Origin of the sequence: Glaciecola sp. HTCC2999 (genome assembly GCF_000155775.1) — a bacterium.
Taxonomy (GTDB): domain Bacteria; phylum Pseudomonadota; class Gammaproteobacteria; order Enterobacterales; family Alteromonadaceae; genus Opacimonas.
Genome location: NZ_DS989812.1, coordinates 406,455 through 428,167 on the forward strand (window position 1 = coordinate 406,455; position 21,713 = coordinate 428,167).

At 37.3% G+C, this 21,713-nt stretch carries 21 protein-coding genes and 1 pseudogene; 14 read left to right on the top strand and 8 right to left on the bottom strand.

Translation table 11 applies throughout. The annotated features are described in order from the left end of the window. From G2999_RS13725 to G2999_RS08150, 7 genes and pseudogenes are all read left to right on the top strand, one after another. Positions 1 to 401, top strand: a pseudogene (locus G2999_RS13725) (beta-ketoacyl-ACP synthase II); the annotation flags it as partial. A 142-nt stretch (positions 402 to 543) separates the two neighbouring features. Further along, entirely contained in the window at positions 544 to 1,422 is an 879-nt protein-coding gene (gene pabC, locus G2999_RS12220) for an aminodeoxychorismate lyase (RefSeq protein ID WP_010180549.1), read from the top strand. Next, positions 1,419 to 2,447, top strand: coding sequence for an endolytic transglycosylase MltG (mltG, locus tag G2999_RS08130; protein ID WP_010180550.1), 1,029 nt, complete (start codon positions 1,419 to 1,421; stop codon positions 2,445 to 2,447). The genes pabC and mltG overlap by 4 nt, the downstream gene beginning before the upstream one ends. A gap of 8 nt (positions 2,448 to 2,455) precedes the next feature. Beyond that, the gene (tmk, locus tag G2999_RS08135; RefSeq protein WP_010180551.1) at positions 2,456 to 3,091 is read left to right on the top strand and encodes a dTMP kinase; all 636 of its coding nucleotides are present in this window, start codon (positions 2,456 to 2,458) and stop codon (positions 3,089 to 3,091) included. Next, positions 3,088 to 3,984: an AAA family ATPase gene (locus G2999_RS08140; protein WP_010180552.1), complete on the top strand. Its 897-nt coding sequence runs from the start codon at positions 3,088 to 3,090 to the stop codon at positions 3,982 to 3,984. The genes tmk and G2999_RS08140 overlap by 4 nt, the downstream gene beginning before the upstream one ends. A 2-nt stretch (positions 3,985 to 3,986) precedes the next feature. Beyond that, positions 3,987 to 4,757 (top strand): TatD family hydrolase, encoded by a 771-nt coding sequence (locus G2999_RS08145; protein WP_010180553.1) that lies wholly within the window; start codon positions 3,987 to 3,989, stop codon positions 4,755 to 4,757. Beyond that, entirely contained in the window at positions 4,754 to 5,302 is a 549-nt protein-coding gene (locus tag G2999_RS08150) for a pyridoxamine 5'-phosphate oxidase family protein (RefSeq protein ID WP_029257465.1), read from the top strand. Before G2999_RS08145 ends, G2999_RS08150 begins: the two co-directional genes overlap by 4 nt. A gap of 65 nt (positions 5,303 to 5,367) precedes the next feature. Here G2999_RS08150 and G2999_RS08155 read toward each other — a convergent pair whose 3' ends face one another. From G2999_RS08155 to G2999_RS08180, 6 genes are all read right to left on the bottom strand, one after another. Further along, the gene (locus G2999_RS08155; RefSeq protein WP_010180557.1) at positions 5,368 to 5,727 is read right to left on the bottom strand and encodes a hypothetical protein; all 360 of its coding nucleotides are present in this window, start codon (positions 5,725 to 5,727) and stop codon (positions 5,368 to 5,370) included. A gap of 83 nt (positions 5,728 to 5,810) precedes the next feature. Next, positions 5,811 to 7,133, bottom strand: a complete 1,323-nt coding sequence (locus tag G2999_RS08160) for an anti-phage deoxyguanosine triphosphatase (RefSeq protein ID WP_010180559.1) — start codon at positions 7,131 to 7,133, stop codon at positions 5,811 to 5,813. A gap of 84 nt (positions 7,134 to 7,217) precedes the next feature. Further along, positions 7,218 to 9,734, bottom strand: coding sequence for a chemotaxis protein CheB (locus G2999_RS08165; RefSeq protein ID WP_010180561.1), 2,517 nt, complete (start codon positions 9,732 to 9,734; stop codon positions 7,218 to 7,220). Positions 9,735 to 9,858: 124 nt separating this feature from the next. Next, on the bottom strand, positions 9,859 to 11,784 hold the full coding sequence (locus G2999_RS08170; RefSeq protein WP_083781697.1) for a hybrid sensor histidine kinase/response regulator: 1,926 nt from the start codon (positions 11,782 to 11,784) through the stop codon (positions 9,859 to 9,861). 48 nt (positions 11,785 to 11,832) lie between these two features. Further along, the gene (gene yfbR / locus G2999_RS08175; protein WP_034955558.1) at positions 11,833 to 12,438 is read right to left on the bottom strand and encodes a 5'-deoxynucleotidase; all 606 of its coding nucleotides are present in this window, start codon (positions 12,436 to 12,438) and stop codon (positions 11,833 to 11,835) included. A gap of 5 nt (positions 12,439 to 12,443) precedes the next feature. Then, positions 12,444 to 13,661 (bottom strand): pyridoxal phosphate-dependent aminotransferase, encoded by a 1,218-nt coding sequence (locus G2999_RS08180; RefSeq protein ID WP_010180568.1) that lies wholly within the window; start codon positions 13,659 to 13,661, stop codon positions 12,444 to 12,446. 99 nt (positions 13,662 to 13,760) lie between these two features. Here G2999_RS08180 and G2999_RS12225 point away from each other — a divergent pair, with 99 nt between their 5' ends. The 4 genes from G2999_RS12225 (at position 13,761) to G2999_RS12235 (ending at position 16,609) form a co-directional block, all read left to right on the top strand. Next, positions 13,761 to 14,198 carry a hypothetical protein gene (locus tag G2999_RS12225; RefSeq protein ID WP_010180570.1) on the top strand — a complete coding sequence of 146 codons (438 nt, stop codon included), beginning with the start codon at positions 13,761 to 13,763 and terminating at the stop codon, positions 14,196 to 14,198. 25 nt (positions 14,199 to 14,223) lie between these two features. Next, a complete protein-coding gene (locus G2999_RS08190) occupies positions 14,224 to 15,018 on the top strand; it encodes a DUF2189 domain-containing protein (protein ID WP_010180572.1) in 795 nt (264 codons plus the stop codon). A gap of 128 nt (positions 15,019 to 15,146) precedes the next feature. After that, entirely contained in the window at positions 15,147 to 15,992 is an 846-nt protein-coding gene (locus G2999_RS12230) for a putative RNA methyltransferase (protein WP_050751034.1), read from the top strand. A gap of 8 nt (positions 15,993 to 16,000) precedes the next feature. Continuing rightward, positions 16,001 to 16,609 carry a D-glycero-beta-D-manno-heptose 1,7-bisphosphate 7-phosphatase gene (locus G2999_RS12235; protein WP_010180575.1) on the top strand — a complete coding sequence of 203 codons (609 nt, stop codon included), beginning with the start codon at positions 16,001 to 16,003 and terminating at the stop codon, positions 16,607 to 16,609. On the opposite strand, the gene G2999_RS08205 is transcribed toward G2999_RS12235, so the two are convergent. Both G2999_RS08205 and G2999_RS08210 read right to left on the bottom strand, forming a co-directional pair. Then, complete coding sequence (locus G2999_RS08205; protein ID WP_010180577.1) at positions 16,597 to 18,153, bottom strand: DUF3413 domain-containing protein; 1,557 nt, start codon at positions 18,151 to 18,153, stop codon at positions 16,597 to 16,599. The genes G2999_RS12235 and G2999_RS08205 overlap by 13 nt on opposite strands. Before the next feature lie 3 nt (positions 18,154 to 18,156). Then, entirely contained in the window at positions 18,157 to 18,372 is a 216-nt protein-coding gene (locus G2999_RS08210) for a DUF1414 domain-containing protein (RefSeq protein WP_010180579.1), read from the bottom strand. Positions 18,373 to 18,488: 116 nt separating this feature from the next. Between G2999_RS08210 and yejK the strand changes: the two genes are divergently transcribed. From yejK to G2999_RS08225, 3 genes are all read left to right on the top strand, one after another. Then, entirely contained in the window at positions 18,489 to 19,577 is a 1,089-nt protein-coding gene (gene yejK, locus G2999_RS08215) for a nucleoid-associated protein YejK (protein WP_010180580.1), read from the top strand. A gap of 12 nt (positions 19,578 to 19,589) precedes the next feature. After that, positions 19,590 to 20,468 carry a 6-carboxytetrahydropterin synthase gene (locus G2999_RS08220; protein WP_010180582.1) on the top strand — a complete coding sequence of 293 codons (879 nt, stop codon included), beginning with the start codon at positions 19,590 to 19,592 and terminating at the stop codon, positions 20,466 to 20,468. Between the two features lie 178 nt (positions 20,469 to 20,646). Further along, positions 20,647 to 21,642: a rhodanese-related sulfurtransferase gene (locus G2999_RS08225; RefSeq protein WP_010180584.1), complete on the top strand. Its 996-nt coding sequence runs from the start codon at positions 20,647 to 20,649 to the stop codon at positions 21,640 to 21,642. Positions 21,643 to 21,713: the final 71 nt, after the last annotated feature.

Below are 21,713 nucleotides of genomic sequence, written 5' to 3' on the forward strand. Positions count from 1 at the left end.
CGCAGCAGCATGCAAATGCAATTAATGATGCTTCTGTCGATGTTAAAGATATTGGTTATATTAATGCACATGGCACTTCAACACCTGCTGGTGATAAAGCTGAGATTGCAGCAGTTAAAGCCATTTTTAAAGAATCAGCGAAAGACGTATTGGTTAGCTCAACCAAATCAATGACGGGTCACTTATTAGGAGCTGCCGGTTCAGTAGAAGCTATTTTTACTATCCTAGCGCTTCGCGATAAGATGGCACCGCCAACGATAAACTTGGATAATCCTAGTCCGGAATGCGATTTAAATTTAGTACCACATACACCATTACCATTTGAACAGGCGTATGCCTTGTGTAATTCATTTGGCTTTGGTGGAACCAATGGTTCGCTACTATTTAAACGCCCTGATTAAGTTTCATACAATCATTTAAAAACGCAGGTATATCCTGCGTTTTTTTATGTCTAATAAGCACTATTTATCGTACTTTAAATGCACGGTTAATCATTTTCGAACAATAGTTGAATATCCCTTGGTTTTTGCTAATGTAGTGAACATGAAATTAGAAATTTACTCAGATACTGCCACTACATTGATCCCTAGTAATGACCGTGCCTTTAATTACGGAGATGGTTTTTTTACGACGATGTGCTGTCTTGATCAACAAATTCATTTATTTGATTTACATATTCAGCGATTACAATCTGATGCTAAGCGATTGTTCGTCGAAATCAGTGACTGGTCAGGATTGATTAAAGCGATACAAAATACTGCAATGTCAGCCCCAAGACAATGTGTTATAAAAGTGCATATATCCCTGGGACAGGGTGGGCGTGGCTATTCGCGAGGTGCTCAAAGTGAACCACGTGCGTTGATTAAAGTATCACCTTTTCCGGATAGTTTAGATGCATTAAGCTTATCTGTGGGACAAGGATATTTATCGGAACAATCCATGCTTGCCGGAATTAAACATTGTAATCGACTCGAGCAGGTTTTGTTTAAACGTCAAGCTGATGTACTGGGTCTTGACGATGTGGTCTGTTTAGATAGTAGACAACATATTATAGAAACAAGTAGTGCTAATTTATTTTGGTTTGCAAATAATACATGGCTTACCCCGTCACTTAACCACTGCGGTGTAAATGGTGTGTATCGTCAGTTTTTGTTGAATATGTTTACCTATTACGATATGGATTTTTTGGTTGGTGATTATGGGTTGATTGATCTCATTAATGCCGAATCTGCGTTTGCGTGTAATGCGGTAAGAGGTGTGATGCCGATAAAGCAAATAAATGTATCACATAATAATCAACAGACCTTATCGCTTAATCAGCAACAAACTCTTCAGGAACAGACAACCCTTTACACTAATAATCAATTGCCAGCGTTACAAACGTTGATACAACAATTTATGCTCATAGAGTCAAATAAATGACCAATAAAATTAAAGCAACGCTTATAACATGGTTGATGTGTCTGGCATTATTAGCAACAATAAGTGCCGCTTATCTAATCAATATTCAAGGCCGTACTTTATTTAAGTTACCTAATCAGGCAACAGTGTTAGTTGAAGTGAAATCTGGTTCTAATGTAGTGCAATTACTCAAGCAGATGAATCAGCGGGATTATCTGACCGACACTGGCGTGTTGCGAAAATTATGGCTCAAGACTAATCCTCATTTAAGTCAGATTAAAGCTGGTTGGTATCAATTATCCCATGATCAAAGTTTAGTATCTTGGCTGTCAGAAGTAGCAAAAGGGGAAGTGATCACTCATAAAATTACCCTAGTAGAGGGACAAACTCTTTGGGAATGGTTAGCGAAGATGAGCTCAACTGGCCTGATCAACATCGATGTGAAATTTGATGAAGGTAACTTTCGCTATACTGATTTAACTGGAAGGGTATGGTCTGAAGGTACATATTTACCAGAAACATACCAGTTTACCCATCTTGCCAGTGCAACAAGTATTCTCCGTCAGGCCAAACAGGCACAAGTTGATACCTTAAATCAATTATTATCTGAGTATGAATTACCAGAGTTAATTCCATCCAAGGCACAATGGATAACGCTTGCTTCGATTATTGAAAAAGAAACAGGTGCGGCTCATGAGCGTGAACATATCGCCGGTGTATTTTTAAATCGTTTGTCGCGTAATATGCGATTACAAACGGATCCCACAGTAATTTACGGAATAGGACCCTCCTTTGATGGGGATATTACTCGTGAACATCTTAAAACACCCACGCCATTCAATACTTATACAATGAAAGGCCTTCCACCATCTCCAATTGCAGCCCCATCTAAGGCTGCGCTTGAATCAGTTTTAAAGCCATTAGCGACACAAGATTTATACTTTGTGGCTAAAGGTAATGGTGAACATCATTTCTCAGAAACATTACAAGAACATAATCAAGCTGTGCGACAATATCAGCTTAATAAAACCATTAGTAAAGAATAGGCACAAGGATGACGAAGTTAGGACAGTTTATTGTTGTTGAGGGTCTGGAAGGGGCAGGGAAAAGTACTGTTATCAAGGCCATTCAGCGAGAGTTAGAAGCGCACGGACATGAACTCAAATTAACTCGTGAACCTGGTGGCACTCCCATGGCTGAAGCTATTCGTGACTGTGTTAAACACGATTGGCAAGATGAAATAGTCACAGAGCAAACTGAATTATTATTGATGTATGCAGCACGTAGTCAGTTGATTGAAAACACCATTAAACCGGCATTAGCGAATGGAATATGGGTGTTGGGTGACCGTCACGATTGGTCTTCCTTAGCGTATCAAGGTGGGGGGCGACAAGTTAATTTAGCGCATTTAAACGCGATACGTGAATTAACTTTAGATGGTTTTACTGCAAATTTAACTATTTATTTAGATATTAATCCCAAAGTAGGGTTAAGTCGTGCTGCCGCTCGAGGTGAATTAGATCGGATTGAACAGTCCGGATTAGCTTTTTTTGAACGCGCGCGTGAAACCTATTTAAACTTAGTGAAAAATTCAGATTCCGCTATCCTGATTGATGCTGAGCAAAGTATTGATAAAGTTCGCGAAGATGTGATAACGGCTGTTCGTCAATTTTTAGGGATGACTGAATGAGTATTTGTTATCCTTGGTTTACTGAGATTCACACGCAATTTATGCGTCATGCTCAGGCGAATACCTTGCACCATGCGATATTACTCCATGCTAAACCTGGTATGGGTAAACATGCTTATGTACATCAATTGGCGGATGATTTGCTATGTCATCATCTCAAATTTGGACACGCATGTGGTCAATGCCAAAGTTGTTTACTTAATCAAGCTTCATCACACCCTGATCGCTATGTCATTGCGAGTGATAAACAAATTTCAGTCAATGAAATACGTGAAGCATTAACTAAATTACAAGAACATGCTCAGTTACGTCAGCGTAAAATATTGATTATCGAACATGCCGACACAATGACTGAATCAGCGGCGAACGCATTGCTTAAGACGCTTGAAGAACCAAGCTTAAATACGTTCTTACTGTTAACTGTGAGTGATATTCAGCGCTTACTACCGACAATACTAAGTCGTTGTGAAAAAAACACATTGATCATACCTAGTTTAGATATGATCCGTGCATGGTTAAATGAACATTATCAAATCACAGCTGCAGATGATCTGATGCGCGCTTATCAATTTGCTCCTTTGAGTATTGTTAATGCGTTAACAGAAGATACTGAAATGAATTATAATGCGTTTAAACAAGATTTAGGTGCTATTAAGCAAGGCCAATTAAATAGTTTGGAGTTTGCTCAAAAGTGGCATTCACAAGCGCACCAGTCTCTTGGTTGGTTACAATTAATGCTGCAACAAAAGACAGCACAAGCAACTGATAAGAAGGAGTCATTGCGTTTTCTTGCCGTTTCAGATTTTGTCAGTCAACAAATGCAACGTATTCATCATCAAGGTACCAATAAACGTTTGGTACTCTCCCAAGTTATAGATAAGGTTATGAGTTAATCATGTTTGTAGATTCCCATTGTCATCTTGATAAATTAGATAAGTCACCCTCAGAGCTAGCCGAAGCTGTTAATTTTGCGCAACAACGTGGTGTTGAACACATGTTGTGCGTGGCTGTAAGTGTAAGTGAATTTGATGATATGGTCGAAACAGTGAGTGAGTTTGATAATGTTTCTGTGTCTTGTGGTGTACATCCTTGTTATGAGGATGAGATGACCGATTATGATACTTTGCTTGGTTATGCTGCTTTGGATAAAGTAGTGGCAGTAGGGGAGACGGGTTTAGATTACTATCACTCCACTGATACTAAAGCAGTTCAACAGCGCAGTTTTATTGATCATATCAAAGTCGCTTCCCAAGTAGGTAAGCCATTAATTATTCATACTCGTAATGCGCGTGAAGATACTATTGCATTATATAAGGCGCATAAAAATGAACAGACTTCTGGTGTATTACATTGTTTTACAGAGTCTATGGAAATGGCACAGCAAGCATTAGATTTAGGTCTATATATTTCTTTATCCGGGATTGTAACGTTTAAATCTGCTAAAGAATTACAAGAAGTTGCAAAAATGATCCCTATTGATCGTTTACTTATTGAGACTGATTCGCCATGGCTAGCGCCGGTACCATATCGTGGCAAACCCAATCAACCAGGCTACGTTGTCGAAGTAGGGGAGTTCATAGCTAATTTACGAGGGATATCAGTCGAAGCTTTAGCAAAACATACAACAGAAAATTTTTATCGTTTATTTAATACGGTTAAGCGATGACGTCGACATTTACTATTAGTGCTTGGCGACAGAGGTTAGCAAGAAGCCTACATGTGTCTCGGAGTAAACCCGAAGCTAAGTATATTCAACTAGCGACACTGAGTGATGAAGGTTTTGTGCAAAACCGAACGTTAGTGTTTCGTGGATTTGTCGATGAATCAGACCACATTATTATGATCACTGATACTCGTTCTGATAAATTCCTAGCACTACAAGCTCATTCTCATGCTGAGATATGTTGGTACTTTGCAAAAACTCGTGAACAATATCGACTTAGTGGCAACATTAACATTTTTGCCAATACTTCAGACTTAAGAACGTCAGTCTGGAATAAAATTTCTCCATCTGCTAAAGCCCAATTTTATTGGTATTTAGATGATAAACTAGTTAACGAGCTTAGTTTGAATAATAGTATTCCTGATACATTTTGTGTATTACTGTTAGAAACACAACAAGTAGATTACTTGTTGCTTGCTGATCAGCATGAACGTATTAAATATCAACTAATTGATAAAAAGTGGCAAGAAACACACATAAACCCATAGCATAGCCACTTTGCAAAAGTAGATACTGCCAACTTTGAATAGATTGATTATGTCTCATAAGATGTCTACCAGGGGCCAACCACGACATTATTTGTATTACTTACAGTATTTAATACGGTTACATTGACTTCAAAACGTTGAGCTGCTTGTTGAAGGAGTGCGGTTTGCATGTTAGAAAATTCATGATTTTCGATGTATATGCTTTCACATTGCCCTTGACTCACAATTCTCATTACCCATGCGAATACTTTTGCTTTTTCGGGTTTTTGTATACGTATTCCACTCTCAATATCTCGACCAAAACAAATAGTATCACTTAATAAATACTGCCATTTTGCTTGTTTCTTTTCTACTGAATGCTGCTTTATTCCATATTGTAATGTATCGATCGCATAAATTTGATGAAGTGCTTGAGTGGATGTCATGAGCTGAACCTTGTTTATTTATACAGTGGTTATAAATATAGTACTGTATAAATAAACAGTCAATGTTTTTTTATTGTTTTTTCCTAAAGATCCTGTCTAACAGGACTAAATAGACTTTGATGCATACGACTAGCAAATTCATCAGTCATGCCTGAGATATAATCAGCTAATATACGTTCGCCTAAACCTTCTGATTGAGCTTCTTGCCAGCGTTTTAAGGTATTACTAGGTAGTAATCGTTGTGGGTCTGAACTAAATGCCTGAAACAACTCCATGACAATTTGTTGGCCTTTGTATTCCATTATCTGAACTTCAGTGTTATTAATTACGTGCTTTCTGACATAATCTTTAAAATAGGTCAGGCAAGTCGCTTCAATTTTAGGTAATTGAGCTTGATAATCGAGTAGATTCGTTTTAAAGATCTGATGACGATGGATGTTAATTGCAGTGATGAAATTATTGACCAATGCACCTATAGCATTTTTACGTCGATAATTTTCTTCACTAAATAATTCTAATGCTAGGGTATGGATCCGCTGTGCAAGACGACCATCTGATTGTTGAATAGGCTTAACAATTTCATGCTCAAAAGTACTAATTGTTACCTTATTCATTACAATGGCGTCCTCGAGATCATGGATCCCATAAGCAATATCATCTGCGAGTTCCATCACTGAACAATCAAAACTTTTAAATTGCGTTTTAGCATGTTTATCTTGCTGTTTTTCAGCCTTTATAAACAACTGACTATCACTTGAATCGATCCCGGATAATAACCAATCAAATACAGCTGCATCACATTGATACAGGCCTTTTGGAGGTATATATGCGTTAGCAGTGATCTCTCTAGTACTACGAGCTTGACATTCGGGATAGGGATAAACTAAGTTATCAATGTAGTTTGGGTATTTCACTAAGCCTAATAATGTACGTCGACTTAAATTCATGCCATTTTTAATGGTATATGGTTCTAATTTTGAAACAATTCTAAAAGTTTGTGCGTTTCCTTCAAAGCCTCCATAATCTCGCATCATATAATTTAAAGCTATTTCGCCACCATGACCAAAAGGTGGATGACCTATATCATGAGCTAGACATATTGTTTCAATTAAATGCCCATCTAAACCTAAAAGCATTGATTGTTCAGGATATTTTTGTCTCAATTGCTCAGTAATACCGGCACCAATTTGTGCTGCTTCTAACGAATGTGTAAGACGGGTACGAAAAAAATCACTCAATCCAATGCCATGAATTTGTGTTTTGGCTTGTAGCCTGCGAAAAGCAGCAGAGTGCATTACTCTAGCCTTATCCCGCTGTGCTGCACTTCGATGGTCACCATCACGTGAATCTGTTCGAGGTTGATGACGTTGTTCCCAAATTAAATGTGATGTAGCTTTTGCAGACATTCTATAATTATCCTTTTCGAAATAAAAAAGGTAACCTTTGGTTACCTTTTTGTATGGTGTTCAATAGATATAAATAGCTAATCTCTATTTAAGTTCTCGCATACTTACCACTACACCATTATTGTCTTTACCAATTGTATATGGTGATATTGATATTTCAATTTGAGATTCCTCAGATATATCAATAACCTCATGTACTGGACCACCACCATCATTGACAGAATGAATTAATTGATGCAAACCATCAAAATCAAACTTCAATGACAGGTCCATAAATGGACGGTTTAAATCGAAGTCCATAATGTTCAAGAAGTTAGTTAATGGACGTGTATATCGACGAATACGTAATTCAGAATCTAAAAACAATACAGCAAGTTCTGTCGCAGTTAATAAGTTCTCTAAATCGTTATTAGTATCAGTAAGCTCTACAATTTTTTGCTGATATTCACTGTTGACTGTATATAATTCTTCGTTGACTGATTGTAATTCTTCATTAGTGGATTGAAGTTCTTCATTTGCAGCCATTAACTCTTCATTACTCGATTGTAATTCTTCACTGGTGGTGTCTAAATCTTCTAGTGCTTCACGGTACATACGTTGACATTCAACAAGTGACGAATCAAGTTCTAAAATACGTTGCTGAGTTTGTTCCTCGGGGGTATATACTAAATCTCCCGTTAATACCTTACTTGAAGCATTTTCAACAAAACTTATCGCAATATATTTTTCAGCTTCATCTTCTTCATTAAAAGAAAAGCAATTGAGACTATAACTTTTAAGCTCACCATTTGTATCGGTTTGATTAAATACACTCTCCATCAGTATGCCATTATTTTCTCTGATCACTTGATGAGCAGCAGATAAAACATGACTAGTTAATTCTGGCACCAGAATATCAGCTATATCATTGGTCACTTCACCAGCTTTCAACTTTGTCGTCAAAAACGAAGTATCACCATAGCTGTATATAAGTTGGAGTTTTGAATCAATAATAAACGTGGGTGGTAAAAACCGTTCTTGTAAGGTTTTAATACCAATTAAACGATTACGCGGCTTAACAGTACGTTTATTGATGCGTTCGATATATTGAGGAATTGTTTTCGGTTCATATCCTCCACGTCGAATACCTTGTGACGTAATTGAGGAGACTGGAATACGTAGATCCTGAGTTTTTTGATAAATACGTAATTTAGAATCGATAGTATGGAAGTAGTTAGAGAAATTCCCTGGTGATTCTGCACTACCGAGCACCATGTAGCCATTCTTCTTTAATGCAAAATGGAAAAATGCCAGTGCTTTTTGTTGTGCAGGTGTTTGCAAATAGATAAGGCAATTACGGCAACTTACGAGATCCATATTTGAAAATGGTGGATCTTGAATAACATTATGTGTTGCTAATACCACTAAGCTACGTAATTCTTTAGTGACTTGATAATTACCATCGGCTAATGTGTAAAAGTAGTTACTCAGGTAATTACTTGGGACTTCGTTACTAATACCGGTAGGGTAAATACCATTTGCAGCGTAAGCAACAGCTGTCTGGTCGATATCACTGGCAAATACTTTTACTTGACGCTCTAAGCCTAACTCTTTAATGGTGCTGTCAAATAACATCGCTATTGTATAAGCTTCCTCACCTGTTGAGCATCCTGTTGTCCAAACTCGAATTGGATCTTTTGGCGTTGCTTCAAGGACAAGTGGTTTGATCACTTCAACGCGTAACTTTTCCCATAACTCAGGGTCGCGGAAAAACTGTGTTACCCCGATTAACAAGTCCTGTTTAACGAGTTCTATTTCATTTTCATTTTCTTGTAAATATTCCCAATATTCCTGTAATGACAGTTTATTGTTAATACTCATTCGATGTTCAATACGACGTGATACTGTGGATTCTTTGTATGCTTTAAAATCTAAATCTGTTTGTTTTTGAATGAGCTTTAGAATTTGCTCTAGTAAACCCGTATTTTGAGATAGATGAAATTTGAATTGATCTGTCGTAGTCGCCGTAAGTGGATGTGAAATAAAGTTTTTGATGTAGCCAGGCATTTCAGCCACTTTCAATACAAAATCAACAGAACCTGTATTGATTGCGTTCTGCGGCATACCATTGAACTGTGCTTCCTCTGGGTCTTGAGAAATGACCATCGCACCTGCTTCTTTCATTGCTTGGATCCCACGGCAACCATCAGAACCTGTTCCTGATAATATAATACCCACCGCTTTATTTTGAGAATCTTCAGCTAATGTTCTAAAGAATTCATTAATAGGTAAATTAATTCGATTATCAGGCGGCAGTTCAGATAAATATATTTTACCGTCTGTGACCCGCATTAGTTTACCTGCAGGTATGAGATATACCGTGTTAGCTAGAAGAGTTTCGCCTTCTGTTGCCTGATGTGTAGGCATATTAGTATGCTTCTTAAGAAGCTCATCCATCATGCTTTTAAAATCAGGTGATAAATGTTGAACCACCACATATGAACAACCTAAGTCGTCTGGCAGTGCATCAAATAATACCTCTAAAGCTTCTAAGCCACCGGCAGAAGCTCCAATGGCAACGATATGAGAGGGGGAATCATTTACTGAATCATCATTGATCATAATATATTTGTTTTCCTAACACGCTTTTAACTGATTATAGTATGTAACTAAGATAATGCACCTATTTTTTTACACTAGAAATAAAAAGAGCAATCTTAATACTTTTATTAAGCCATTACGTTAATTATTGAGTTTGGCATTGTGACTTAATGAACTGATAAAGCTCAGGTAACTTGAGCGGTTTTGTTACTATATCGGTGAATCCATGGTCAATATATAGATGCTTATTTTGAAAATTGACATCCGCAGTCAAAGCTAAAATAGGTACCTCATTGTCATTCTCACGTATAGCTTTACACACATCGATACCATTTAATACTGGCATATGTATATCTAATATCAATAAATCAACATCTTGCATTTGATGATAAGTTTCAAGTGCTTGCTTGCCATTATCACAGATTTGAATATTATTATTTTTATTGGCCAAGATATGCTTCAATATGGTTTGATTAGATTCATTGTCTTCAGCAATAATAATATTTAAACCCGTTAAATCGGGTGGTTCAATTTGCATTTTTAAAGATTCATTAACTGTTGGAGCATCCGTTATTGGCATTGGAGCTTGAAATGTAAATTCAGTACCCACACCTTCTTCACTTGTTACTTTTAGCTTACCAGACATTAACTCAGTTAAGCTTGTACAAATTGCTAAACCTAATCCAGTTCCACCATAGCTCCTGGTGATTGAATCGTCAGCTTGTTTGAACGGTGAGAAAATGTTTTGTAATTGGTGTTTGGGGATCCCGATACCCGTATCTTTTACGCTTAACTCAATGCTCTCATCGTTACCAAGCAAACATATGTCAACAGAGCCTTTTTCAGTAAATTTAATCGCATTTGAAATTAAATTATTAATGATTTGGTTAAATCTGACGGGGTCTCCCACGCGATAAGGATTAAATTCAGGTGGGATAGTTAAATTAATTTCAATATCCTTATCTAAAGACAGCATAAATTTGTCGATAGCACTTGTCAGTAACTGTTGTAAATTTATTCCAATAGACTCTATAGCCATTTGGTGTGCGTCGATTTTAGATAAATCTAAGATGTCATTGATTATTTTTAGAAGATGATCGGAAGAGTCTATGGCCATGTTAACAAGGTTTAATGAGCCGGTATCTAAATCGTAACTTTCTAGAATTTGTAACGCTCCCATAATTGCATTCATGGGCGTTCTTATCTCATGACTCATGTTGGCTAAAAAGCGAGTTCTTGAAGCTGATGCATCTTGAGCAATGATCATATTTTCTTGAGCTTTAGTGGCTTGATTGACAATTTCTTTTTGTGAAATTTCTGATTCAGTGGTGTCTATACAGGTCCCTAATATACGTAGATTTCGCTTATTTTCATCCATATAAAATTTAGCGTTAATTCGTACATAAGAAATTCTTCCTAGTGGAGAAAGTGTGCGACAAGTGATAAGTATAGCGTTATTTTCAGCTAAGCCTCTAGAGCCTCTGTTAAATGCAGTAATAAAATCGTTGCGGTCGCTTGGGTGAATAAGATCAATCCAATGTTCGAATCGAGATACTTTTTGTTGGGGCGATAAATCAAATATCGATAACATTGAATCATCCCAATACAATATTTGATTCTCAACATGATAATCCCAAGTACCTGTTGCTGAAGTATTTAATGCAAGCGCAATACGTTGTTTTAGGAATTCGCTTTCAACGTTTTGATGATGTTGTTTCGTAATGTCTCGAATGATGCCATAACGTTTAGTAATGACATCATTGTCAAAATCCCCAGTCATAAAAATTTCTATTTTACGTTCTTCACCACTAGTATCACAAATATCATAGACACCCGTAAAGTTACTCTTATATTCTTCTAAAAAGTAAATATTTTGTGTCAGTCTCTTAATACTGTCAGTGGAGAAAAAACGCGTATTTTCTTCCAGCGAAGGAACGTAATCTTTAGAGCAACCAAAAATTACATATACATAATCACTCCAAGTCATAACATTGGTTGTGTAATCATATTCCCATAGACCAGATAATGTCTTGCTCTCAATGATGTGATTGTATTTTTGGTAAAGAAGCATTCTGCGATTGACTATTTAAATTTAAAAAATGTTACTTATTACTTTAATCTACTTTGTGTTTTTTGCCAGTTCATCTACGCCTACTGCGCAATTTTCTTCAAAACACTCTCTGAAATACTTAACTTCAGGCATATCATCAGAAAATGTTGCTAGCATTCGTTCTAGGCGAGTTTTAACGGGCTCAAATTCATGGTTTCCAAAACGAATTTCATCACATGCCTTTAAATAGGCAGATAATAGATCTGCTGCTTTGACAATTTTCTTATAGGGAGTGGGCACCTGATTCTGCACTAATAAATGACCAAATATGGGTTGTAAATCGCTGGGTAATGTATGCAAGCATTCAATTTCAGCTAATTCTTCGAGTTTTTTAAATTCACGGGTTAAGGTCGGGTTATGATATTTAGTCACATGGTTAATATCTTGTAATTTTGTTTCGCTGACTTCGTGGTATAAGGCAATAGTTGCTGCTTTTTCTGGTTCCAGTTGTCCATCAAAGTAAGTGTTACGAATTACTGCTAGTAAATGAGCAATCACAGCAACTTGGTGAGAATGTTCGGCGACATTTTCGGGTTTAATGGTATGCATCAATGCCCATCTTTTGATAAGAGGCATTCGTAACAGCCAAGCTAGAAAAGTACTTTTTTGAATCATCTCTATCAACGTTGTTGGTAATGATTGAAAAATTGACCTATACGACCAATTGCAGGAGCTAATACATCCGTATGGGGTAAAAATACGAGTCTAAAATAACAGCCTTGATTTAAATTGAAAGCTCGCCCATGGACCAGCAGAATTTTCTCACTTTCGAGTAAATCAAAAATCATTTTTTCATCATTGTGGATATTGAACTTTTTAGCGTCAACTTTAGCGAAACAATACATCGCACCTTTTGGCGGAACGCAGGAGATACCGTCAATCGCATTTAATGCAGTCGTTGCAGCATCACGTTGTAATTTTAATCGCCCAGTGTCATGAATTAGGTCATTGATGCTCTGATATCCACCTAATGCGGTTTGAATTGCATGCTGACAAGGCACATTTGCACACATACGCATTGAACTAAGCATATTTAGTGCATCTATGTATTCTTGGGCTATTCGTTTATTTCCAGAAACGAGTAACCAACCAGCTCTAAAACCAGCCACTCTATAATTTTTAGATAAACCGGACATAGTCACAATAAATACATCGTTGGCTAAGGACGCGATGCACGTATGTTGAGCATCATCATATAGAATCTTGTCATATATTTCGTCACTGTAGATCACGAGATTATGTTCACGTGCTAATGCCACGATATCGAGTAATAATGCTTTTGAATATACTGCACCAGTAGGGTTATTAGGATTAATCAATACGATAGCTTTGGTTTTGTGATTAATTTTACTTTTAATATCATCAATATCAGGAAACCAGCCTGCCTGTTCATCACACACATAATGCACTGGAGTACCTGAAGATAAACTCACTGCAGCTGTCCATAATGGATAATCTGGCGCGGGTAGTAGTACTTCGTCACCTTGATTGAGTAATGCCTGCATGCTCATCATGATCATTTCACTGACACCATTGCCTATGAAGATGTCTTGAGTCGTGGTATTGCGAACGCCTTTTTGCTGGTAGTACTGCATTACCGCTACTTTCGCAGCGTAAATCCCAGTTGCTTCAGAATATCCTTGGGCTGAAGGTAAATTATAGATGACGTCTTTTAGAATGTCGTCAGGTGCTTCAAAACCAAATGGGGCAGGGTTGCCGATGTTTAATTTTAAAATACGGTGACCTTCCTCTTCCATTGCTCTTGCTTTTGCATGGATAGGCCCTCTAATGTCATAACATACATTGTCGAGTTTATTTGATTTACCAATTTGATACATAAGGATGAACTTTACTTAAACATGAATGGTCTATATTGCTTTAGCATACCTTATGTGCGCTGCGTGTTATAGTGTTTAAGAGGGTTTATTACAACGAATATGGCAAAAATATTAAGAAATTCGTCTCATCGTCTTTCCCCACTTAATGGCTCCGTCGTATGCTGTGATATTTATGGTGCGTTTATTCATACCGGCATATGGTTAAATGGAGGTATTGTTGAGCTTGCAGGTTCTGGACTGGTCCGTCATATTTCACCGAATCGATTTTTGCAAGGACGCTCAGGTGACCATATTTTCACATTGGGTAATGACACCGCTAATGTTTTAAATAGTTATCACGCTGCAGAAAATGCGCAGAGCCGAATTTATGAATATATCAATTATGATGTAATGAGTCATAACTGTAATCGCTTTGTAGCAACCTGTTTTGACTTGCCTCATTCACGTGAAATAATGTTCTTCAGCGAATTAACCGAAAAACTTTCAAACTTTTTTCAATGTTCACTCGTATTTTACAAAATAGATACAAATTTTTAACATATCTAAAACTTGGAATATAATAATGTCTAAAGAATTTGACCAGTTACCAGAAAATGCGATTACTCAAAGCCGTATTTCTAGAGTGATCCCTTGCCGAGAACTTGATGTCGGAGATCCGATTAAATGGTTATCACTCGGTCTTCAAGACGCACGCCATGCACCATTTCTCACTATTTTTTATGGCATTATATTCGCTATTATTCCTTGGGGGATTAGTGTGTTAGTTGCATTAACAGGCTGGCATTTAGTTATATTACCTGCACTGGTCTGTTTTATGATGTTAGGACCCTTTTTAGCCGCAGGTTTATATGATGTATCTTGGGAGTTTGAAAAACAACACTCTCCATCATTACGACATTCACTTCGAGCAATTAAACGAAATGCTGTTAATGAATGGGCTTTTGGTTTAATGCTGATGATCATTATGATATTTTGGCTTAGAGTTGCAGCTTTATTACATGCTTTTTACCCACAATACTTAGATCCAAGTTTAATCAATTTATTACCCTTTTTAGCTGTTGGTACTTGCATAGGTGCAATATTTACAGTCATTGTGTTCTTTTTGACAGCGTTTACTCAGCCTATTCTGATGGAGCGTCAAGTTGATTTGGCTACCGCGGTACTGACAAGTATGAACGCTGTTTGGTCAAACAAAGTGCCAATGTTAATTTGGGGATCTATCATATTTGCAGCGGTGGCAGTTGGGTTTGTAACAGGCTTTATTGGATTTATTATTCTAATGCCGATTATCGGGTATGCATCATGGCATAGTTATATTGATACTATCGCAACAAAGCGAGAACGTAACTTTGAATAATCTCACCATGAGAACGTTGACAACGTACGGGGTGTTTACTAAAAGATAATCATTTAGGAATGAATTGGTAATAGGTGATTAAGTTTTTGTTTGATATAATTTAGCGACCGTTTTACCAATGAGATGAAATGATGTGGCAATGCCCGATTTGCGATTCTGTATTATATACGCCAAATGATTCGGTTCATCGTGATAATACTTGGCGTTGTCAACAATCACATTGTTTTGATGTAGCAAAACAAGGATACGTCAACCTGTTACCTGTTCAATTTAAACACTCATTGGATCCTGGTGATGATAAAAGCATGGTCAAAGCGCGTGAAGTATTCTTGAATAACGGACATTATGAACCGTTAATACAAGCGATTGCCAGTGATCTCCAAGGTCGAATTTCTCAAGATAAGACTTATCATCTTTTCGACGCAGGTTGTGGAGAAGGTTATTATTTACGTCGATTAAATCAGTTATTAGAAAGTCATGACATTACCTATTACGGTAATGATATATCAAAAAATGCTGTGCTTCGGGCTGCCAAACAAGCCCATTCTATGACAGCAAATCATCAATACATTGTGGCTTCTTCGTATCATTTACCAGTAAGTAAACACAGTGTTGATGTGCTATTGCAAGTGTTTGCTCCTATACCAAGTACAGAAGCGTTACGCATTCTTAAAAGAGGAGGTTTATGGTACCAAATCGTTCCCAATACCCTTCACCTGCAGGAATTTAAATCGCTATTGTATACAAATATCCAATCTCATGACCCTCATCAAGAGTTGGATGTTAATTTAATCAACGAATTTGATGTGAATTTCACTTTGTCGTTATCTTCAGAAGAAAAAGCCCACCTTATGGCAATGACACCCTATGCGCACAGTGCGACAGAAGATAAACGAAATGCCTGCATTAACAGTAACTCCTCATTGACGATTGCATTTAAGGTATATGTATATCAACAATTTTTAATGGATTAAGGAATTTCATGCTACCTGGTCAACGGATTTCAAGTATCGTTTCGCAACATGCTATTAAAAAGGCTGCTTTTTTTGATCGCGATGGCATTATTAATGTCAATCATGGATATGTTCATTCGATTGAAAAGTTTGAATTTATGGATGGTATTGTTGAAGTTATGTTGCATGTGCAATCGCTTGGATATGATATTGTCGTGGTAACAAACCAATCGGGTATCGCTCGAGGTATGTACACTGAAGATGACTTTATGTTGTTAAATAAATGGATGTGCGAACAGTTAATAGAACAAGGTATAGTAATTACGCAAACATATTTTTGTCCACATCATCCTTCTGTTGGTGATAGCATCTATACCAAAGATTGTGAATGTCGCAAACCCAAAGCTGGCATGTTGTTTCAAGCAGCTAAAGATTATGACTTTAAATTAGAACGCAGTATTTTCATAGGAGATAATCGCTCCGATATGGAGAGTGCCATTGCTGCAAAAATTCGTTCAGGGTATTGGTTAACCAGTACCAAAGATCGTGGAAAAGTATTCACAATACTATCTCAACACTCAAACCTAACGACCTTATACCAAATCAATGAACTAAGAGAGTGTCTTCATTTAATTTGAGAAAATTGACTTAAATGTTTAATTGAACGATTAAACATATCGGTATTGAGAGTCTGATTTAACTCATTTCCTGTGACAGCAGACGTCACTTTTGTTAATCCATTACGTTTTATCTCAGTTATTGTGTTATCACTTATTAAAATGAGGGCATTATTTTGAGTGGTGATTTGCCAATTCCGCGTTGCCGCAAATACATTCTGTCCTGTTGAGTATTGTGTGACATCCACATCACATCCTAAATTAGTAAAGATACTAGGTACGATATCTTCATCTATCATTACAGTATCTGCAATTTCACTATTACTCAAAGCAGCACCCATCGGGTTATTGACATTCGCAGGATTTAATAACAACACATGTTGTTTCACTTCATTAATTGAAAGCGCTAGCACCGTGTCTGATATTTCTGACCATTGTTGTGCATTAATATATGCAAACGTAACACCTGGAATGACGTTATTTGCATTAAGTGCTGATTTTAGTTCGGTAAAATCCCACGTTGAGGTTTTATTATGCGTAAACCCGGTATTAGAAGGACTATACATATTAATAGGTAATTTATAGCCTGATAAAACATCTATCAGCACCGGTGTCATATCATTGATATATTGATGATATAAATTTGGCAAACTAAATAAGCTCGTTTTTACTAATGTCTCTATATTATTCATCGGACGGAAGTAGGGGGCACTAGACCAATTTTGTGCAAATTGACTATCCAACTCAATCGATTCTGTTAAATAAACGACTAACCATGCTTTATCTTGTGCAATTGGACAATATAAAGGTTCTTTAGGATAGTCTAACCTCTCTATATTATATGTGAACTGTACTGATTTTTGTTGTGCGTAATCTGCTAGATCTAACATGCCATATCGAGACAGAGTCGTTTTAGCTGTCGACGGATAAGATAAAGGAAACATGTTGTCTTGTTGCATTATAGGTTGATATAAACGTGCATCTGCCCAGACGTGCATACCGTGTGATCCAACAAAACTCAGTAAAAATAAAGCAATGACTGATTGTCCAATACGACGACGTCTAAAACGTTCAATGCGTTTCCATAATGCATTAGCCATCAGTAGTTGAAAACCGAACCATACAACAAATAATAAACTAAAAAAACTCCATTCTTGCCATGAAAAAGCAGCAATCTGTAAGTTGGTCTCAGTGACGATGAGCTCGCTAGAACTCAAACTAATATGTAATCCTGTTCGGTTAAACAATAATGCATCAAAGGCTAATAGCGCCAATCCTAATGCAGAAACAAATGAGGCATAAGATTTAACAAAGCGAGTATTTTCTAGGGCGTAACATAATGGCAGCACTAATATGACAAAGCTTATAAAAGTAATAAAACTAATATGACCAAACCAATTAGCAAAAAGAAATATTTGACCTAATAAACTGTGGGGAATGGGCGCTGAGAAAACATAAATGGAAGCGATCACCAAAGCTAATATGATATTAAAAAAAGCAAACCAGTGTCCCCAACTAACTAATTTTGAAACGGTTTGACGGCGCGGAGACTCTGCTAATATCATCAATTATCCCTTTACACTGCGAGTTAATACTGAACAAAACTGTTCGACCATTTGTGTGCGGATACGTTCATCTACTTGGTGTGAAAATATATGAGTAACGGCATTACCTAGGACCATCAAGGATAAATCTCGGGTAGCTTGATGCTTTTCTAAACATGCTAGAACATCGTTTAGTATCACTTCGAATTGGGCATCATTATACTGAGATTGTTGTGGCATAGGGCTTTACTCTTTATTTGTGTCTTAGTTAAGAACAGACACTACGAAATATCTGAACTATATGAATAATATCGATTATAATAGCAATCACGATTATCACCAACAGTGAATTTACCATGAGCGCGATTATCAAGCATTTTGTCATGCATCAACTATCTATTAACGCCCAACAGCGATTAGAGTTAACGCCCAAAAACGCCTGTTTTGAAGTCACTCAATCTACTGAAACCTTAGCCCATGAAATCAACCAAGCGTTTAATTCCAAACCAGGTAAAGGAGTGGGGGGCTTTAGTATGTCACACCCTCAAGAAACAGATTTCGCATTTGAGCAGGATGCCTCTGCTGACACTGAATCGGCGGCGCAGGAAACCACAGGACCTACTTTCAAAGAACTGTTAGGTAATGCAATTACCGATGCTGAGCATTTTATTGATTTATCTAAAGGTGCTAGCCAATTATTAATCAAAGCCTTAGTGGAAGATGGCTTAGTTGAGACCGGTTATATTGTTTTTGTCCATTATGAATTTTTAGCAACGGAATATTTATTAATTGCGCTATTAAATACCAAACAACACGTTGAAGTGACCGATGAATTAGAATTGAGTTATTCTGATCACCTTGATGTGCCAAAGATGCAATTAGCAGTTCGTCTTGATTTAACTCAATATGCGACGCAGCCAGAACTATATCGTTACATTAGCTTTATTAAAGGGCGAATGGGAAGAAAAGTGTCAGATTTCTTTATGCGTTTTGTTGGCTGTGAAGAAAAAGTAGATATTAAGGCACAAAATAAACAGCTTATCGCACAGGTTGATGATTATTTAGCCACTGAGCATTTATCGACAGAAGAAAAGCAATTAACCCGCGGCGTCGTCGCTGATTATTATAAGCAAAAAATTGCATCGGGCGAAGACATCAATGTCGCTGAGTTATCTGCGAAATTACCTAAAAATGAAGAACAGCAATCAGATTTTAGTGTGTTTAATGCGCATTTAGAGCAGCCTTTAGAACCTATATTCCAACCTGACCGTGCGGCATTAAAACCACTTGCTAAGTTTTCTGGACAGGGTGGCGGTGTCACTGTGAGCTTTGATCGTAATTTATTGGGAGATAAAGTACACTATGACCCTATTTCGGATACTTTGGTTATCAAAGGGATCCCGCCGAATTTAAAAGATCAGTTATCCAAAGCTGATAACGACTAACGAGACTAAGCAATGCACTTATTTGTGAATGATTTAACTGTGATGGATTTTTCTTATCTTTGCCCAGAACGAGGTATGGTAGGAGAAAGCTGGATAGTGGATGTCATGCTTGCGGGTGAGCTAAATGAAGAAAGTATGGTCCAAGATTTTGGGATCGTGAAAAAACAGCTTAAAGGGTTAATTGATCAATATATTGATCATAAATTATTGGTCCCTGCAGAACATCGTTTTACTGATATCACACATTTAAGCGATGATATGGTTAAAGTCAACTTCCACCGACCTAATGAGCAATCAATTCATTTGTATTGTCCTGATGAGGCATATGCTTTTATTTATGCTGATGCGGTTACGATGGACAGCGTAGGCGCGTATTTAAAAGATGTGCTAGCACTACATTTACCTGATAATGTTGATGGGATCGAATTATTGCTCCGTGCAGAAATCATCAACACACCATTTTATCATTATACTCATGGCCTTAAGAAACATGATGGCAACTGCCAAAGAATTGCGCATGGCCATCGTTCTAAAGTGACCATTATTGTAGATGGCCAAGAGTCACTAGAAGCAGAATCTTATTGGGCAGCTCGGTGGGCCGATATTTATATTGGTTCAGCAGAAGATCAAGTAAGCATAGCGACATTGCATTCCCAATTTGGAGCAATCAATGATACTACCCACGTCGCCTTTGCTTATGAATCTTCACAAGGATATTTTGAAATGGCGATTGCAAAAAATGAATGTGAAATTGTCGATAGAGATACTACTGTTGAATGCTTAGCTCAATATCTATTGGAAGAACAGATCCGTCGTACGGATGCCACACATGTCAAAGTGATTGCTTTTGAAGGTGTCGGTAAGGGCGCGATTGTACAAGCTGAAATTTAATACATACTCTGCTTATATTGACTTTTCTTGAATAACGTTGTGACCACTGTGGCGTTTTATCTATGTTAAAGAACCTTACAAAATGTAAGGTTTTATTCGCATTCCTGCACTATTTTACGTATAATTAACTTTCAATTTTGCCCTGGATTTACGATCCATTTCGCAAGGAAACAATAATATGTCCCAAACCATCGTTTGTGCGTTGTACAAATTTGTCACGCTCGAAAATTATCAAGAAATGCGTCAACCACTGCTTGACGTGATGCTCAATAACCATATCAAAGGTACTTTACTACTCGCCCAAGAAGGGATTAATGGCACTATATCTGGGCCACGAGAAGGTATTGATAACTTGTTAGCCTATTTAAATGAAGATAGTCGTTTGAATCCGGTTTCCACAAAAGAATCATTACATGATGAACCGCCGTTTTATCGCACCAAAGTCAAACTCAAAAAAGAGATTGTGACGATGGGTGTAGAAGGTATTGACCCATTAAAAACGGTAGGAACCTATGTTAAGCCATCTGATTGGAATGCGTTAATTGCTGATCCTGATGTGACAGTGATTGATACTCGAAATGATTATGAAATTGAAATTGGGACGTTTAAACATGCTATTGATCCTAAAACGGACACGTTCAGACAGTTCCCACAATATGTAAAAGAAAATTTAGACCCTGAAAAAAACAAAAAAGTGGCGATGTTTTGTACGGGAGGGATCCGATGTGAAAAATCTACCGCTTATTTAAAAGAACAGGGCTTCGATGAAGTCTATCACCTTGAAGGCGGCATTTTACAATATCTTGAAGATGTACCTAAAGAAGATAGTCTGTGGGAAGGCGATTGTTTTGTCTTTGATAATCGCGTTGCGGTTAACCATGATCTAGAAAAAAGTATTTATGATCAGTGCTATGCTTGTCGTCTACCGATTACCGCTGAAGATAAAGCGGCGCCTGAGTTTGAGGCAGGTGTATCTTGTCCTAAATGTGCAGGCACTCACACTGAAGAACAAATTGAGCGTTTTCGTGAACGTGAAAAACAGGTTCAGTTAGCTCAAGCTCGCAATGAATCACATGTCGGCAGTGATGCACATAACGCAATGAAAAAGCGTCGACAAGAAAAAGGGGCTGAGCGTCGAGCTCGAAGAGCGGCGATGGGTAAGTCAAATATTTAGACTTTTGGATAGTTGTCGCTTGAAATTAATCAGGTATGATAGCCCTACATTCATTATTCATAAGTTTTAGT